This is a genomic window from Mesorhizobium sp. WSM4904 (assembly GCF_029674545.1).
Classification (GTDB): Bacteria; Pseudomonadota; Alphaproteobacteria; order Rhizobiales; family Rhizobiaceae; genus Mesorhizobium.
Genome location: NZ_CP121354.1, coordinates 1,627,802 through 1,643,531, shown reverse-complemented (window position 1 = coordinate 1,643,531; position 15,730 = coordinate 1,627,802). Strand labels below are relative to the sequence as shown.

16 protein-coding genes and 1 pseudogene are annotated in these 15,730 nt (G+C 63.4%); 2 read left to right on the top strand and 15 right to left on the bottom strand.

Annotated elements, in window-relative coordinates:
- Positions 1-199 precede the first annotated feature (199 nt).
- From QAZ47_RS07665 to QAZ47_RS07630, 8 genes and pseudogenes are all read right to left on the bottom strand, one after another.
- On the bottom strand, positions 200-1,318 hold the full coding sequence (locus QAZ47_RS07665) for a branched-chain amino acid ABC transporter substrate-binding protein (protein ID WP_278206083.1): 1,119 nt from the start codon (positions 1,316-1,318) through the stop codon (positions 200-202).
- Between the two features lie 138 nt (positions 1,319-1,456).
- Positions 1,457-1,804, bottom strand: a complete 348-nt coding sequence (locus tag QAZ47_RS07660) for a DUF6867 family protein (protein ID WP_278077797.1) — start codon at positions 1,802-1,804, stop codon at positions 1,457-1,459.
- 14 nt (positions 1,805-1,818) lie between these two features.
- Complete coding sequence (locus tag QAZ47_RS07655; protein WP_278232824.1) at positions 1,819-2,547, bottom strand: ABC transporter ATP-binding protein; 729 nt, start codon at positions 2,545-2,547, stop codon at positions 1,819-1,821.
- The gene (locus QAZ47_RS07650; protein ID WP_278232823.1) at positions 2,547-3,767 is read right to left on the bottom strand and encodes an ABC transporter ATP-binding protein; all 1,221 of its coding nucleotides are present in this window, start codon (positions 3,765-3,767) and stop codon (positions 2,547-2,549) included. Before QAZ47_RS07650 ends, QAZ47_RS07655 begins: the two co-directional genes overlap by 1 nt.
- Positions 3,767-5,161 (bottom strand): high-affinity branched-chain amino acid ABC transporter permease LivM, encoded by a 1,395-nt coding sequence (gene livM, locus QAZ47_RS07645; protein WP_278232822.1) that lies wholly within the window; start codon positions 5,159-5,161, stop codon positions 3,767-3,769. The genes QAZ47_RS07650 and livM overlap by 1 nt, the downstream gene beginning before the upstream one ends.
- A 5-nt stretch (positions 5,162-5,166) precedes the next feature.
- Entirely contained in the window at positions 5,167-6,069 is a 903-nt protein-coding gene (locus tag QAZ47_RS07640; RefSeq protein ID WP_278077770.1) for a branched-chain amino acid ABC transporter permease LivH, read from the bottom strand.
- A 388-nt stretch (positions 6,070-6,457) separates the two neighbouring features.
- Positions 6,458-6,933: pseudogene (locus tag QAZ47_RS07635) on the bottom strand (HAD family hydrolase); the annotation flags it as partial.
- A gap of 79 nt (positions 6,934-7,012) precedes the next feature.
- Positions 7,013-7,399 carry an ectoine synthase gene (locus QAZ47_RS07630; RefSeq protein WP_278232821.1) on the bottom strand — a complete coding sequence of 129 codons (387 nt, stop codon included), beginning with the start codon at positions 7,397-7,399 and terminating at the stop codon, positions 7,013-7,015.
- 174 nt (positions 7,400-7,573) lie between these two features.
- Here QAZ47_RS07630 and QAZ47_RS07625 point away from each other — a divergent pair, with 174 nt between their 5' ends.
- On the top strand, positions 7,574-8,458 hold the full coding sequence (locus QAZ47_RS07625; protein ID WP_278206078.1) for a LysR substrate-binding domain-containing protein: 885 nt from the start codon (positions 7,574-7,576) through the stop codon (positions 8,456-8,458).
- A 19-nt stretch (positions 8,459-8,477) separates the two neighbouring features.
- Here QAZ47_RS07625 and QAZ47_RS07620 read toward each other — a convergent pair whose 3' ends face one another.
- The 3 genes from QAZ47_RS07620 to QAZ47_RS07610 are packed head-to-tail and all read right to left on the bottom strand — an operon-like array spanning position 8,478 to position 11,715.
- Positions 8,478-9,479, bottom strand: coding sequence for a 4-hydroxyproline epimerase (locus tag QAZ47_RS07620; protein WP_278206077.1), 1,002 nt, complete (start codon positions 9,477-9,479; stop codon positions 8,478-8,480).
- A 36-nt stretch (positions 9,480-9,515) separates the two neighbouring features.
- Positions 9,516-10,763 (bottom strand): FAD-binding oxidoreductase, encoded by a 1,248-nt coding sequence (locus QAZ47_RS07615; protein ID WP_278232820.1) that lies wholly within the window; start codon positions 10,761-10,763, stop codon positions 9,516-9,518.
- A gap of 58 nt (positions 10,764-10,821) precedes the next feature.
- Entirely contained in the window at positions 10,822-11,715 is an 894-nt protein-coding gene (locus QAZ47_RS07610) for a dihydrodipicolinate synthase family protein (protein ID WP_278232819.1), read from the bottom strand.
- 113 nt (positions 11,716-11,828) lie between these two features.
- On the opposite strand from QAZ47_RS07610, the gene QAZ47_RS07605 reads away from it, so the two are divergent.
- Positions 11,829-12,488, top strand: coding sequence for a GntR family transcriptional regulator (locus tag QAZ47_RS07605; RefSeq protein WP_278233778.1), 660 nt, complete (start codon positions 11,829-11,831; stop codon positions 12,486-12,488).
- Positions 12,489-12,517: 29 nt separating this feature from the next.
- Here QAZ47_RS07605 and QAZ47_RS07600 read toward each other — a convergent pair whose 3' ends face one another.
- The 4 genes from QAZ47_RS07600 to QAZ47_RS07585 form a co-directional block, all read right to left on the bottom strand.
- Positions 12,518-12,835, bottom strand: coding sequence for a hypothetical protein (locus QAZ47_RS07600; protein ID WP_278206073.1), 318 nt, complete (start codon positions 12,833-12,835; stop codon positions 12,518-12,520).
- A 254-nt stretch (positions 12,836-13,089) separates the two neighbouring features.
- Positions 13,090-13,395, bottom strand: a complete 306-nt coding sequence (locus tag QAZ47_RS07595; RefSeq protein ID WP_278232818.1) for a hypothetical protein — start codon at positions 13,393-13,395, stop codon at positions 13,090-13,092.
- Positions 13,396-13,574: 179 nt separating this feature from the next.
- Positions 13,575-13,817, bottom strand: a complete 243-nt coding sequence (locus QAZ47_RS07590) for a hypothetical protein (RefSeq protein ID WP_278232817.1) — start codon at positions 13,815-13,817, stop codon at positions 13,575-13,577.
- Positions 13,818-14,036: 219 nt separating this feature from the next.
- The gene (locus tag QAZ47_RS07585) at positions 14,037-15,533 is read right to left on the bottom strand and encodes a CoA-acylating methylmalonate-semialdehyde dehydrogenase (protein WP_278232816.1); all 1,497 of its coding nucleotides are present in this window, start codon (positions 15,531-15,533) and stop codon (positions 14,037-14,039) included.
- Between the last annotated feature and the right edge of the window lie 197 nt (positions 15,534-15,730).

Below are 15,730 nucleotides of genomic sequence, written 5' to 3'. Positions count from 1 at the left end.
AAATCGCGCGACACCTAAAACGATTTAAATCGTTCGTTTGCGCCAAACCGCCGCTTATCTCCCGTCCTGCGGTTCGACGAACGATTTGCGGGCGCGCTCAGAGGGTCGGCTCGGCCGGGCGGTGAGAACGCAGCCGCCAATAAAAAATGCCCGGCGCAGAGCGCCGGGCATCTCGAAAAGTCGGCTGCTATTTGCCGGCTTATTTCTCGAAGTAGCTGTACTTGCCGTCCTCGCCCTTCTTCCATTCGTAGATGACATAGTCCGGACGGGTGATGTCGCCCTTGGAGTCGTAGCCGATCTCGCCGATCGCCGTCTTCCACGGACCGCCGGACTTGATCACGTCGGCAACCTTCTGCGCGTCGTCGGCCGAGCCGACCTTGGCGATGGCCTGAGAGATGATCTGGATCGCGGCATAGGAGTAGAGCGTGTAGGCTTCCGGCTCGAAGCCGGCGGCGCGGAACTTCTCCACCACTTCCTTGGCGGCCGGATTCTTGCGCGGATCCGGAGCGAAGGTGTTGAGCGTACCGGCAACGGCGTCGCCGGCGATCGAGGCCAGCTCGTTGGAGACGATGCCGTCGCCCGAGAACAGCGGCGCCTTCAGGCCCTGGTCGGCCGACTGGCGGATGATCAGGCCGGCTTCGGTATGCAGGCCGCCCCAGTAGATCAGGGTGACGCCGTTTTCCTTCATCTTGGCGATCAGGGCCGAGAAGTCCTTGTCGCCGACGTTCACGCCTTCATACATCACTTCCTTGATGCCGCCGGCGTTCAGGTTCTTCTTGGTCTCGTCCGCGAGGCCCTGGCCGTAAGGCGTCTTGTCGTGGATGATGGCGATCTTGGCGTCCTTGAAGTTCTTGGCGATGTAGTCGCCGGCCACCTTGCCCTGCTGGTCGTCACGACCGCAGGTACGGAAGGTGTTCCACAGGCCGCGCTCGGTGAGCTTCGGATTGGTCGCGGCCGGCGTCATGACGAGGATGCCGTTCTCGGCATAGACTTCCGACGCGGGAATGGTCACGCCCGAGTTGAAGTGGCCGTCGACGAACTTGACGCCGTCAGCGACGAACTTGTTGGCGACCGAAATGCCCTGCTTGGGGTCGGAGACGTCGTCGCCGATCTCGAGCTTGAGCTGTTGGCCATTGATGCCGCCCGCCGCGTTGATGTCGGCGACCGCCTGTTCCGCGCCCTTCTGCAGCTGCGCGCCGAAGGCGGCGTTCGGACCGGTGATCGGACCGGCGACGCCGATCAGGATGTCGGCCCACGCGCTGCCGCTGAACGCGATGAACGCGGTCAGCGCCACGGCGGACAAGAGTGATTTTTTCATTGAAACGCTCCCATTTACGGAGTGGGCGTGGATGATACTTTCATGCGATGCCCACCCTTATCGCAGAAAGCATAGAATGCCGATTTTCAGGCACTTGTCACGTCGATTCATTCCCCTGAACGACGTTAATCATGAACCTCAACCCTTCGGCTTCCAGCTCAATAAGGAAGCTCTTTCGTAGAGCCAGTTATATTGTGTGACCATCTGGTTGGTACGCGTGTATTGATAGCCGAGGAAGCCCAACACCATCAGCACGATGGTATCGACGATATAATAGTGCAGCGAGAACATCGTGCCGTCGAACAGCGCATGATGGATGAACCTTACCCCGATGCCGAGGCCAAGCATGTATAGGAACAGGCGGACGTGGGTGCCCCAGGTCTGGGCCACGGCTTTGCCGGTCATCCAAGCCGCCCCGCCGCCGAGCAGCCAGGTGACGAACAGAAAATGCCAGATCGAGGCTTCTTCGTAGAGAATACCCATGATGATGAAGACCTCTCTTAGTGATGCCCGCCTTCGAGATAGGCGGCGCGCACTTCCGGATTGGCGAGCAGCTCCTTGCCGGTGCCGCTCATCGTCACATTGCCGTTGACCATGACGTAGCCGCGATTGGCGAGCTTGAGCGCGCCGAAGGCGTTCTGCTCGACCAGGAACACGGTCAACCCCTGTGACCTGTTGAGCTCGCGAATGGCATCGAAGATCTGCTTGACGATCAGCGGCGCGAGCCCAAGCGACGGCTCGTCCAGCAGAAGCAGCTTCGGCCTCCCCATCAGCGCGCGTCCGATCGACAGCATCTGCTGCTCGCCGCCCGACAGCGTACCGCCGCGCTGGTTGATGCGCTCCTTGAGCCGCGGGAACAGTACGAACACCTTCTCGGCATCCTCGTCGAAATGCTTAAGGTTATCGATGCTGGCGCCCATCTGCAGGTTTTCCATCACCGTCATGCGCGGGAAGATGCGGCGTCCCTCCGGCGACTGGGCGATGCGCAGCCTGGCAATCTCGTGCGTCGGCATCTGGGTGATGTTGGTGCCGGCAAAGGTGATGGTGCCGGCGCGAGCGCGTGGCGCGCCGAAAATGGTCATCATCAGCGTCGACTTGCCGGCGCCATTGGCGCCGATCAGCGCCACGATCTCGCCCTGGTTGACGCTGACGTCGACGCCGTTCAGCGCCCGGATGTTGCCGTAATAAGTCTGCACGCCCTTGATATCGAGCAGCGTTGTGCCGGCCATTATTTACGCCCTCCACGCTTGCCCGCCGCGGGCTTGGCCGCTGATTTCTGGTCTTTCGATGCGCTGTCGGCTTTCGCGGCCGGAGCCTTGGCGGCAGTTTTCTTCGGCGCTGCTTTCGCAGCGCTCCGCTTCGCGGCCGGTTTGGCTGCCGCGGTGCGCTTTGCCGACGCTGGAGCGACAGGCTTGCTGGCGACCGACGCGGAGCGCGCGTCGACTTGAGCCGCTTTCGACGCGCCCTTCGACACCGTGACTCGCTCGCCTTCGTCCCCGTGTTCGACGGTATCGGAAACCGGCCCGGCCATCATCGAAGAGGAATTGCCCGGGCCATGCGCGGAGTCGGGGCCGGTATCGAGCTGTTCGATCACATCCTCGTCGCCGACCTCGGTAAGCACTTCTTGCACTTCCTCGTCGTCGACGCCGAGATAGGCAGCAATGACGCGCGGATCGGTGCGCACCGACTGCGGGTTGCCGTCGGAGATCTTGCGGCCATATTCGAGCACCACGACATGGTCGGAGATCTGCATGACCACCGACATGTCGTGCTCGATGAGCAGGATCGAGGTGCCGGTGTTGTCCTTGATGTCCATCAGGAGCTCATTGAGCGAGGCCGATTCCTTCGGATTGAGGCCGGCGGCCGGCTCGTCGAGGCACAGAAGCTCAGGGCCGGTGCACATGGCGCGCGCGATCTCCAGCCGCCGCTGCGCGCCATAGGGCAGGTCGCCGGCCGGATCGTCGGCGCGGTCGACGAGGTCGGCCTTCTCCAGCCAGTGCCTTGCGAGATCGATCGATTCGGCCGAGGCCTGGCGATAGCTCGGGACGCCGAACAGGCCGAGCAAGGTGTAGCCCGAGGCCTTCATCAGCTTGTTGTGCTGGGCGACCAAAAGGTTTTCGAGCAGCGTCATGCCCGAGAACAGGCGGATGTTCTGGAAGGTTCGTGCGACATTGGCACGCGCCGGAATCTCGTGGTTGGGCAGGCGCTCGAGCAGATAGGTCGAGCCGTCACGTTTGTTCAGCGTGATCATGCCCTCGGTGGGTTTGTAGAAGCCGGTGATGCAGTTGAACACCGTCGTCTTGCCGGCGCCGTTCGGCCCGATCAGCGCGGTGATCTCGCCGCGCCTGGCCTGGAAGGACAGGTCGCCGATGGCGACAAGGCCGCCGAACTTCATCGACAGGTGTTCGACCTGCAGGATGAAATCGCTCTGGGAAGCTTGCGCGTTCATCAGCCGTGGCCCTCCTTGGTGAAGGAGCCTGAGACGGCTCTCCGCTGCTTGAGGAAGGCGGTCGGCTCACGACTGCCGACGAAGCCGCGCGGCTTCCACAGCATGACGATGACCATGGCCATGCCGAATAGAAGCATGCGGTAGAGTTCCGGCGTGAAGTCGGGACCGAACACACGCTTGAGGAAATCGAGCTCGCGCAGGATTTCGGTGCCGCCGATCATCACCAGAGCCGCCACGGCGATGCCGCCCAGCGAGCCCATACCGCCGAGCACGACTATGGCGAGGACGATTGCCGATTCCAGGAAGACGAAGGATTCGGGGCTGACGAAGCCTTGCCGGGCGGCGAAGAACGAGCCGGCGAAGCCGCCGAACATGGCGCCGGTGGCGAATGCCGTCAGCTTGGTGGTGGTGGTGTTGATGCCGAGCGAGCGGCAGGCGATCTCATCCTCGCGCAGCGCTTCCCAGGCGCGCCCGACCGGCAGGCGGCGCAGCCTAATGGTGACGAAGGCGGTTAGGAAGCAGAGCGCCAGGATCAGGTAGTAGAGGAATATCTTGTAGTAGGCGCCCGACTGGGTGATGTGCAGCACCTTGGCGATGTAGTTCGGGTCCGAGACGTTGAACGACATGAGCCCGAAGAAGGACACCTTCGGGATGCCGGAGATGCCGGCCGAGCCGTTGGTCACCTCGCGCCAGTTGATGAGCACCAGGCGGATGATCTCGCCGAAGGCGAGCGTGACGATCGCCAGATAGTCGCCGCGCAGTCGCAGCACCGGGAAGCCGAGCATCACGCCCCAGAAGGCGGCCATGCAGCCGGCGGCCGGCAGCAGGATCCAGAACGACAGGCCGAAATGCGTGCCTAGCAGCGCATAGGCATAGGCGCCGACGGCATAGAAGGCGACGTAACCGAGATCGAGCAGGCCGGCCAGCCCGACGACGATGTTGAGGCCCCAGGCCAGCATCACATAGATCAGGATCTGGATGCCGAAATTATCGACCCATTTCAGCGAGCCCTGAAAGCCGAACGCCATGACCATCACGATTGGATAGGCGATCAGCACCGTGGCGCCGATCCTGTTGAAGTTGCGCCGCACAAAACCCGGTTCCGCCGCGGCCACCGCTGGCGCCTTGCCCTTTTCGGCCTTGGACCGCTCGATCGCCGGAGCCGCATAGGCGACATAGAGGAAGCGGCCGACAGCAACGGCGACGACCACCAGGGCAAGCAGGCCCCAGCGCTGCACCAGGATCAGTTCGTTGTTGATGTTCTGATCGGTCCTGAGACCGATGAACAGCACGAACAAGCCGAGCGCAATCGCGCCGGCATAGAGCGCTTCGCGGAATGCGCGTTGGATGGGAGGGACGACGACGTCGCGCTCCGGAGATACGGTAACGGCCATGAGGATCAGACCTTTTCGACTTCAGGCCGGCCCAGGATGCCGGAGGGCAGGAAGATGAGCACGATCGCCAGGATCGAGAAGGCTGCGACGTCCTTGTAGTCGATCGAGAAATAGGCCGACCACATGCTCTCGATGAAGCCGATCAAAAGCCCGCCGAGCACCGCGCCCGGCAGCGAGCCGATGCCGCCGAGCACCGCCGCGGTAAAAGCCTTCACGCCCGGCACGAAGCCGTCGGAAAACACCACGACGCCGTAATACATCAGGAACAGCGTGCCCGCGACCGCGGCAAGCGCCGCGCCCATGATGAAGGTGATGGAGATAGTGCGGTCGACGTCGACGCCAAGCAGCGCCGCCATCTTGCGGTCCTGCTCGCAGGCGCGCTGCGCCCGCCCCAGCGCCGTCCTGTTGACGAGATACCAGAAGATGACCAGCAGCACCGCCGTCACCAGAACGATGATGATCTGCTTCAGCGAGACGCTGATGCCGTCGACCGTGTAGACCTGGCTGACCAGCGGCGGGATCGGCTTGTTGCGCGGACCCTGCGTGACCTGCACGAAGTTGGACAGCGCGATCGACATGCCGATGGCAGTGATCAGCGGCGCCAGCCGGAACGATCCGCGCAGCGGCCGGTAGGCCACCTTCTCGATCGTCCAGTTGTAGAGGCTGGTGAGCAGCATGCCGACGATCATCATGATCAGAAGCGCCACCACCACAGGCACGGAATAGAACATCGCGCCGAGGATGAGGAAGACGATGAGGGCCGTGAAGGCGCCGACCATGAAGATGTCGCCATGGGCGAAATTGATCATGCCGATGATGCCGTAGACCATCGTGTAGCCGATCGCGATCAGCCCATAGATAGATCCCAGCGTCAGCCCATTGATAAGCTGCTGGACGAAGTACTGCATATTTATGCGGCTCCCCTGGAATGTCGCCCGTGTCCCGGTCGCACCCCTTTTCGTATTTCCCCTAGTCGTAAAGTTTCGAGCCCGGATTGCAACGTGATTTTTCAATCGCCGGGCGTGGTTTGGAAGCACGCCGCCCGATTGCCCGTTTTTTCGCACCCGGCCCCTGGACTATCGCGGACCCTATCATTGGCACAACGCAATGTCTTTGACGATTCAGCCGTATCATGCGCGCCGTTTCGAAGAAATCTCCGTCAAAATAAGTTGATGAGACGATTCCTTGCGTCGACAAACGCGGTCGGTTTAGCGATCCCGCCCCTTCCGCTGGGTCAGGATTCCGCGAGGTGTGACAGTCATGCGACAGCGAGGCGACACCGCCGGCCTCCTCAGTTCAGATGGTCGACGCGAGAAAAGGCGGCACGCGGTCGAGCGTCGGAAAAACCGCGTTCGGGGCGTAGTCGGGCAGCGGTTTGCGGCCGGTCCCCCTGTCGATCCAGATGCATCGGAATCCGAGATCGCGGGCGGCAGCGAGATCGAGATGCGGGCTGGCGCAGATATGCACGATATCGCCGCGCCGACACCGAGCGCATCGTGGGCGAAATCGAAGATCTGCCGGGCCGGCTTGTAGGCGCCGGCCTGCTGCGCGGTAATGACGCGGTCGATGTGGCCGCCGAGCTGCGCGACATTGCCGGCGATGATGTCGTCATCGGTGTTGGAAATGATGCAGAGCTTGAATCCTTGCGCTTTCAGTAGCCCGAGCGCGGACACGACTTCAGGGAATGGCGGCATTCGGGAGATGGGGCCGGTCAACACCTCGACGTCGTTCGGCGAACAGGCGAGCTTCAATTCCTGCATCGCCAGGCGCAGCCCTTCGCCGGCCACAATAGGGCCTCTTGTCTTCCGGCTCTGCGGGGCAATGCTTGACCGGCAGACCATGGTTCTGCGCTCAGTAAGCAGAGCCTCCGTCTCCGTTGAGGACATGCCTCTCCGTTCCGTTGAGCGGCGGATTGAAGACGCTGACCAGAACCATGTCGCCGGTGCTGTCGGCGCGCAGGAAATGGTCGTCGTGGGCATCAAGCACATAGATCGTGCCCGGCTCGATGCGATGGACGCTGCCGGCCATGTCCTCGACCTCGCCGCTGCCCGAGATGCAGTAGCAGGCCTCCAGGTGACGCCGGTACTGCAGGCGCGATTCACTGCCTGCGCGCACGACGGTGTGGCAGACCGTGAACCCCATGCCGTCATGCTGCGTCAGCAACCGGTGGCTGGTGCCGTTGCCCCAGTCAACGAAGAAGTCAGTTTTTTCTACATCTGCCAGTTGTCGGATAAACATGGGAGCCTTTCCAATCGCAGTGGGCTGGAAGCGTTGCCGCTTCCTGATCGGCAGGATTGATCGACTTCTCTGACCATCTCGGATAGAAGTTCAAGCTGCGGCAGGATCAATGGCGCAATATGGGCCGCGCTTCAAATGATGGATTTTAGCGCTACCTGTTAGAGATTCTTACAGATGGATTACCTGCCGCTGAATGCAATCCGGGCTTTTGAAGCGACCGCCCGCCACCTCAGCTTTTCCGCCGCCGGTGAGGAGCTTCACGTCACCCACCCTGCCATCAGCCACCAGATAAGGCGCTTGGAGGAATGGCTCGGCGTGGCGCTGTTTCATCGCGATGCCCGCAAGGTGCGCTTGACCGACGCAGGGCTGGCCTTGCAGGCGTCGGCGAGCGCGGCGCTCTCCGATCTGGCGATCGCCTGCCGGCGTATCCGCAGGAACGCCGTCGCAGCGTCGCTATCGGTGGGCTGTATCCCTTCCATTGCCAGCCGTTGGCTGGTCCCGCGCCTGTCGGACTTTACTGCCCGTCACCCCGAGATTGCGATCCGCGTCGCCTATGCGAAGGCCGAGGATCGGCTCGATGACGACAACGACGTCCTGATCACTCTCGGCGCGGATCCGTCTCCGAGGGCCACCAGCCTCAAGCTCTTTTCCCGCATCAGCAAACCCGCCTGCAGCCCGCACTACCTGGCTCGCAAAGGCCAGCTCGGAGCGCCGGCGGACATTGCCGCGGCGGACCTTTTGCATGACGAAACTCGGCAGGGCTGGCGCGATTGGTTCTCGCAGGCCGGCATGGCCGGTGCCGATGTCGGCAACGGGCCCGTCTTTGCTGATTTCAACATACTGGCGACGGCCGTCATCGCCGGCCACGGCGTCGCCCTCTGCCCGATCGAAGTCTTTCGCGAGGAATTGCGGCGCGGCGATCTCGTTGTCGTCTCCGACATCGCGACCGACGAGGACAAAGGCTACTATCTCACCATGTCGGCGCAGCCCTCGGCGGCCGAGATCACATTTGCCGACTGGTTTCGCGATCAGGTTTCGACGGGCGGCAAAGCGGCCTGACGCCTCGGCCGGGGTGCGATTATTTGACGACGAATCCATGCGCGAACGGATCGCGGTCGTCGATGAAGATGGTGTTCAATCCCGTCATGCGCGCCCAGCCGCCGATCGAGGGGATGATCGCCGGTTTGCCGGCCACGCTGACCTCTTTTTCGACCCTGCCCTTGAACAGCGAGCCGATGATCGATTCATGCACGAAACTGTCGCCGGCCTTGAGCTTGCCCTTGGCGTGGAGCTGTGCCATGCGCGCCGAGGTTCCGGTGCCGCAAGGCGAGCGGTCGATCGCCTTGTCGCCATAGAAGACGGCGTTGCGCGCATCGGCCTCGGCATCTCTCGGCTTGCCGGTCCACAGCATGTGCGACAGCCGGTTGATGCCGGGATTCTCCGGATGCACGAATGAGTATTTCTCGTTGAGCCGCTGGCGCACCACCGGGCTCCAGGCGATGAGATCGCCGGCCGAATGATCGGCCATGTCGCGATAGTTCTTCTGCGGTTCGACGATGGCGTAGAAATTGCCGCCATAGGCGACGTCGACGCTGATCTCGCCAAGCACCGGGCATTCGACCGTCAGTCCTTCGGCATAGAGGAAGGACGGCACGTTGGTGATGCGCACTTCCTCGACATATTCGCCGACTTGGCTGTATTCGGCGATGACGAGGCCGGCCGGCGTGTCGAGCCTGAGCACACCCGGCGTCTTCGGCTTCACCAGACCGTGCTCGATCGCCATCGTGACGGTGCCGATCGTGCCGTGGCCGCACATCGGCAGGCAGCCCGAGGTCTCGATGAACAGGATCGCGATATCGCAGTCCTCGCGCGTCGGCGGATAGAGGATCGAGCCCGACATCACGTCATGGCCGCGCGGCTCGAACATCAGCCCGGTGCGGATCCAGTCATACTCGGCAAGAAAATGCGCGCGCCGCTCCATCATCGTCGCGCCCTGGAGCAGCGGCCCGCCGCCGGCGACCAGCCGCACCGGGTTGCCGCAGGTGTGGCCGTCTATGCAGAAGAAGGATTTCTTGGCCATGATGGCTCCCTGAAATATCAGAATTCTTGGGGAATGTCAGAACCGTTGCGGTCGGAAAGGGGCGAGATCGAGCGATGGAGCCTGCCCGAGAACGAGATCGCGGATCAAGCGGCCGGTCGCAGCAGCCTGGGTCAGGCCGAGATGGCCGTGACCGAACGCGTAGAAGACGTTCGGCGCCCGCGCCGCGCCGATCACCGGCAGCGAATCCGGCAGCGACGGTCGGAACCCCATCCATTCGCGGCCGCCCGACGGATCGAGCCCCGGCAGGAAGCGTTTTGCCTTTTCCAGCATCGCCTTCGAGCGCTGGAAATTCGGTGGCCGCTCGATGCCGCCGAGCTCGACGGCGCCGCCGACCCGCAGGCCCGTTTGCAGCGGCGTGATGACGAAGCCGTGCCCGGAAAAGATCAATTGCCGCTTCACGTCGAAGGCCGACGCCGGCAGCGTCGTGTTGTAGCCGCGCTCGGTCTCCAGCGGGATGCGGTCGCCGAGATTCCTGGCCAGCAGATGCGACCACGCGCCGGCCGCAATGACGAGTCGCCTCGCCTTCCGCCTCGTGCCGTCGGCAAGCACGATCGTGGCGCCATCCGCGCCGGCTTCGGCGCGATCGATGCGCCCATGCTCGAAGCGGGCGCCGAGCCGCTCCGCATAGGCCCAAACCGCCTTGCCGAGCAGCTGCGGATCGGCGACCGTCTTCCAGCTCGGCACGAAGGTGCCCTTGACGAAGCGCGATGACAGGCCGGGCTGCAGAGCCGCCATCTCCTCGCCCTCGACATGGCGGAAGCCGATGCCGAAGCGCTCGCGAGCCGCCCAACCAGACAATGAGGCGCGGAACTCCGCCTCGCTTCCGTAGAGTTCGAGCGAGCCCTCCTCGCGCAGCATCGGCTTCGTGCCGGAGCGGTCGAGCAGGCCCATCCATTCGGCCTCGGCGAGCTTCATCATGCCGACCTGCGCCGCGAGGCTCGCTTCGTAATGCTTGCCGGCACCGGCGCGCCAGAAGCGGAATAGCCAAGGCAGGAGTTTGGGCAGATAGGCGGGCGGAATGGTCAGAGGCCCGAGCGGATCGGCAAGCCATTTCGGCAACTGCCTGATCATGCCCTTATGCGCCAGCGGCAGCACGTCGGAGAAGGCGAAGGCGGCGGCGTTGCCCGAGCTCGTCTCCTCGCAGATGCCGGTGCGATCGAAGACGGTGACGCCGCGGCCCGCCTCGGTGAGCAGCGCCGCCGCGCAGATGCCGATGATGCCGCCGCCGATGACGGCGATGTCGATCGAAATATCGCTTGTCATGGCTGCATGCCGCGCCGCATGTCTTCGCCTCGCTCCGCGCCCTGCAACATTTTCACCTTCAAAAGGCCGGCAGTACCGGGCGCACGGCCAGCGCATCCCTGACGATCTTTTCCACCGCCTTGCGGCGCTCGCCCGACAGCGGCCGGCGCGGCATGCGAACGCGGTCATTGGTATCGATCGCCAGCACTTCAGCAAGCTTGATGTTTTGGACCAGATAGGTCGAGACATCGAGGTCGAGCAGCGGCCGGAACCAGCGGTAGATCTTCAGCGCATCCTCGCGGCGGCCCTTTCTCATCAGCTGGTAGATGGCGACGGTCTCGCGTGGGAAGGCGGTGACCAGGCCGGCCACCCAGCCGATGGCGCCGACCGACAGCGCCTCGAAGGCGAGGTTGTCGACGCCGGTGAAGAGGTCGTAGCGGTCGCCGAGGCGGTTGATGATTTCGGTCGAGCGACGGATGTCGTCGGACGATTCCTTGATGGCGGCGAAGCGCTTGTCGGAGGCGAGCTCCTCCATCAGGTCGACGGTGACGTCGACGCGATAGGCGAGCCGGTTGGAGTAGATCATGACCGGCAGGTCGCCGGCTTCCGCGACGGCGCGAAGAGCGGCGACCGTCTCTTGGCGGTCGGTGTGGTAGATCGGGCTCGGCACCACCATAAGGCCATTGGCACCCTCCCTGGCGGCGCGGCGCGCGATGCTTGTTGCTTCCCGCGTGCCGGGCTCGTTGACGGTCAGAAGCACCGGCTTGTTGCCGGCGACCTTCTGCGCCGTCTTCAGCACCTCGATCTTCTCGTCAGGCGACAGCATCGGCCCTTCGCCGAGCGAGCCGCAGACGACGATGCCGTCGCAGCCGGCCTCCATCTGCAATCCGTAGCAGCGTTCCATCTCGGCATGGTCGAGGCGGTCGTCGGTGGTGAATTTGGTCGTGACTGCGGGGAAAACTCCGGCCCACATGGCTGATCTCCATCTGATATATCAGCCGTATATTTATTAAGAATTGGCCTGTCAACGCTGAATCCGCTATAATATATAAAAAATATATCAGGAGCCTGACTTTGATATCTCCACTGATATCCATCGAGACGAACCCGGCCTTCGAGCCGGTCGCGACCAAGGCCTATCGCGTGCTGGAGCACATGATCGTGACCCTCGAACTGGCGCCGGCGAGCTTCGTTACCGAGGGCGCGCTAATCGAGCGGCTGGGCCTCGGCCGCACCCCGGTGCGCGAGGCGATCCAGAGGCTGGCCTGGGAGGGCTTGCTCGACGTCAGGCCGCGCGCCGGCATCGCGGTGGCGCCGCTTCACCCCGGCGACTGGCTGCGCGTCATCGACGCCAGGCGCGGCATCGAGGTGGTGCTTGCCCGCTCCGCCGCCCGCTTCGTCACCCGCGAGGCCGCGGACCTGTTTCACGATGCGGCGCTGGCCATGCAGAAGGCGGTGATCTCCGGCAACGTGCTTGCCTTCATCCAGGCCGACAAGGCGCTCGACGAAGCCCTGGCGATCGCGGCCGACAACCCCTTCGCGGCGCGCGTCGCCGCCCCCCTGCAGACGCACAGCCGCCGCTTCTGGTTCCGTTATAAGGCGGATACTGGCCTTGCCGAGTCGGCCGAGCATCATGTCGCGTTGATCCGCTCGATCCTGGACGGCGACGAGGAAGCCGCCGCCAAGGATGCCAAGAAGCTGATGACGCTGCTGCGCGGCCACGCCGAGGTGGCCGCGACGCGTTGAGCCGGCAGGTCTTCACTTGCCCAGGCGTTTCAACCGCCCGGCTGCCTGACTGCGGTGGCCAGCGTGTCTTCCCATCCGTCGCCCGCCGCCAGGATGCAGCTTTGGCCTTTGACGTCGGTCATCAGGATGGTCCAGGTTCCGCTTGCCGACACAAAGACCTCGAAGATGGCGGCTTCTCCGGCCACGCCGTAGCCGAGCCGTTTCTCCTCGAATGCCGCCGTCAGTCTCGAGACCAGATAGTCATGGCCGCCGCAGATGACTTGCGATTGCGCGGGGAATGACGACAACATCATCACGGAGCCGATGGCCGCCGGCTTCATCCATCGATACGAAAAAATGCGTGCCATAGGGCACCTCCTTTGCCTTCGCATTCCGGCAAGGGAGGCACATTTGGCCGCCTCAGTGTGCCGGAACGCTCCAGGCCGGATTGGACGTCTTCATCGCGTCACTCCTTCTGGTTTCCGGTCTGTCGCAGGGAGATCATGACTCCCTGGATTCGATATGGTGAACCCCGGCCTCGTAAACAAGCAGGCGTTGGGAGCGCCTCGGCCGATGTTCGCTTAAGAGCCGTTGGGGTGCTTTAGCCAGGCCGCCTGGCTGTTCAGGCGCCCGGCAAGGCAGCCTTGATCGAAGGACTGTCCCAGCCTTCGCCGACGGAAAGGATGCAGCTTTGCCCTTTGGTGTCGGAGGCAAGGACAGTCCAACTGCCCTGGTCGGAGACGAAGATCTCGAGCACGACGTTCGGATTGATCAGCCCGCGCCCTGCTTCGCTTTCGTGGAACTTGTCGCCGAGCGCCTTGATGATGTCGGCGCGTGGTGCGCATTGCGCGGCCGCATTGGCCTGGATGGTCCCGCCGGCCACCGCAGCCACAGCAAGGAACGTCGTCGCCAAAAGAAATCGTGTCATCTGACACCTCCTCGCGCCAGACGAGAACCCCGGCAGCAACCGGCGCTGTTGATTAGCCTGCACGCATCGCAGGAATACAGGCTAAGGCGGATGGCCGCCTGTTGGTTCCATCACACACCGGCGGAATTATTAGGATGTGCAGATGCGCTCGGCGCGTGTCGCGTCGAAAGTCATATCCTTCAAGCTGCACCGCGCTTGTCGAGACGTGCACCGGGCAGCGTGACAAGCTTGCCTGCAATATGAATGAGGTGAAGGCCAACGAGCCTCCCTCCATAAGCCCAAAAAGAAAGCGCGGCCGGCGCCACGCTTTCTTCTTTGTTGGCTTTCTCAGGTCGGTTGGTCGTCGGAATGACGAATTCAGCGCCATCCTTGATGCCTTGCCGCGCGCCCGCAGCCGCAAAGCGGCGAGGACGCGCTAACAAGGAAACCGTCGGGCTGGTTCATCGTCGGGATGACGAACTCAGCGCCATCCTTAATGCCTTGCCGCGCGCCCGCAGCCGCAACGCGGCGAGGACGCGCAAACAAGGAAACCGTCGGGCTAGTTCATCGTCGGAATGACGAATTCAGCGCCGTCCTTGATGCCTTGCCGCGCGCCCGCAGCCGCGACGCCGCGAGGACGCGCAAACAAGGAAACCGTCGGGCTAGTTCATCGTCGGAATGACGAATTCAGCGCCATCCTTGATGCCCGACGGCCAGCGCGAGGTGACCGTCTTGGTCTTGGTATAGAAGCGGAACGCGTCAGGCCCGTGCTGGTTGAGGTCGCCGAAGGACGAGGCCTTCCAGCCGCCGAAGGTGTAATAGGCGATCGGCACCGGGATCGGCACGTTGACGCCGACCATGCCGACCTGGACCCTGGAAGCGAAGTCACGCGCGGCGTCGCCGTCGCGGGTGAAGATGGCGACGCCGTTGCCCATCTCATGGTCGTTGGCGAGCTTGATGGCGTTCTCGTAGGTCGGCGCGCGCACCACGGACAGGACCGGCCCGAAAATCTCTTCCTTGTAGATGCGCATGTCCGGCGTCACGTTGTCGAACAGGCAGCCACCCATGTAGTAGCCGCTCTCGTAGCCCTGCATCTTGAAGCCGCGGCCGTCGACGACGAGCTTGGCGCCTTCCTTGACCCCGAGATCGACGTAACCCTTCACGCGCTCCAGTGCCTGCGCCGTTACCAGCGGGCCGAAATCGGCGGAAGAATCCGTCGACGGACCGACCTTCAGGCTTTCGACGCGCGGCACCAGCTTCTCCATCAGCCGGTTGGCGGTGTCGTTGCCGACCGGCACGGCCACCGAGATCGCCATGCAGCGCTCGCCGGCCGAGCCGTATCCGGCGCCGACGAGGGCGTCGACGGTCTGGTCCATGTCGGCGTCGGGCATGATGATCATGTGGTTCTTGGCGCCGCCGAAGCATTGCACGCGCTTTCCCGCCGCGCAGCCGCGCGCATAGATGTACTGGGCGATCGGCGTCGAGCCGACGAAGCCGATGGCCTTGATGTCCGGATCGTCGAGGATGGCGTCTACTACTTCCTTGTCGCCGTTGACGACGTTCAGCACGCCTTCCGGCAGGCCGGCCTCGATGAACAGCTCGGCGATGCGGATCGGCACGCCCGGATCGCGCTCCGACGGCTTCAGGATGAAGGCGTTGCCGCAGGCGATCGCCGGAGCGATCTTCCACAGCGGGATCATCGCCGGGAAGTTGAACGGCGTGATGCCGGCGACGACGCCGAGCGGCTGACGCATCGAATAGGTGTCGATGCCGGGGCCGGCGCCGTCGGTGAACTCGCCCTTCATCATGTGCGGCGCGCCGATGCAGACCTCGACCACCTCGAGGCCGCGCTGGATGTCGCCGCGCGCGTCGGCGATCGTCTTGCCGTGCTCGCGCGCCAGGATGTCGGCCAGCTCTTCATAGTCGCGCTGGACCAGCTCGAGAAACTTCATCAGCACGCGCACGCGGCGCTGCGGATTGGTGGCGCCCCACTTGACCTGCGCGGCCTTGGCGTTCTCGACCGCGGCGCGCAGTTCCTGCGCCGAGGCCAGCGCCACCGTGGCGCGGACGGAGCCGTCCATCGGCTGCATGACATCCTGCTTGCGGCCGCTGGTGCCGGCGACACGCTTGCCGCCGATGAAATGACCGTATTCGATCATGGTTTCTCTCCCTGTTTGGTGATGAGGCATTGTCCGCCTTTGCGCCGGCGATGGCAACGCGAGGAAGATCGCAACCGTTGTGCGGAAAATAGACAACTGCGCGAAGCCGTGCATTAATTGCCGCAAATGGCGGTGCGGCCTGGACGCTCAAAGGAGTAGAGGCTTGCGTTCCTTCACACCCCCCTCTGTCCTGCCGG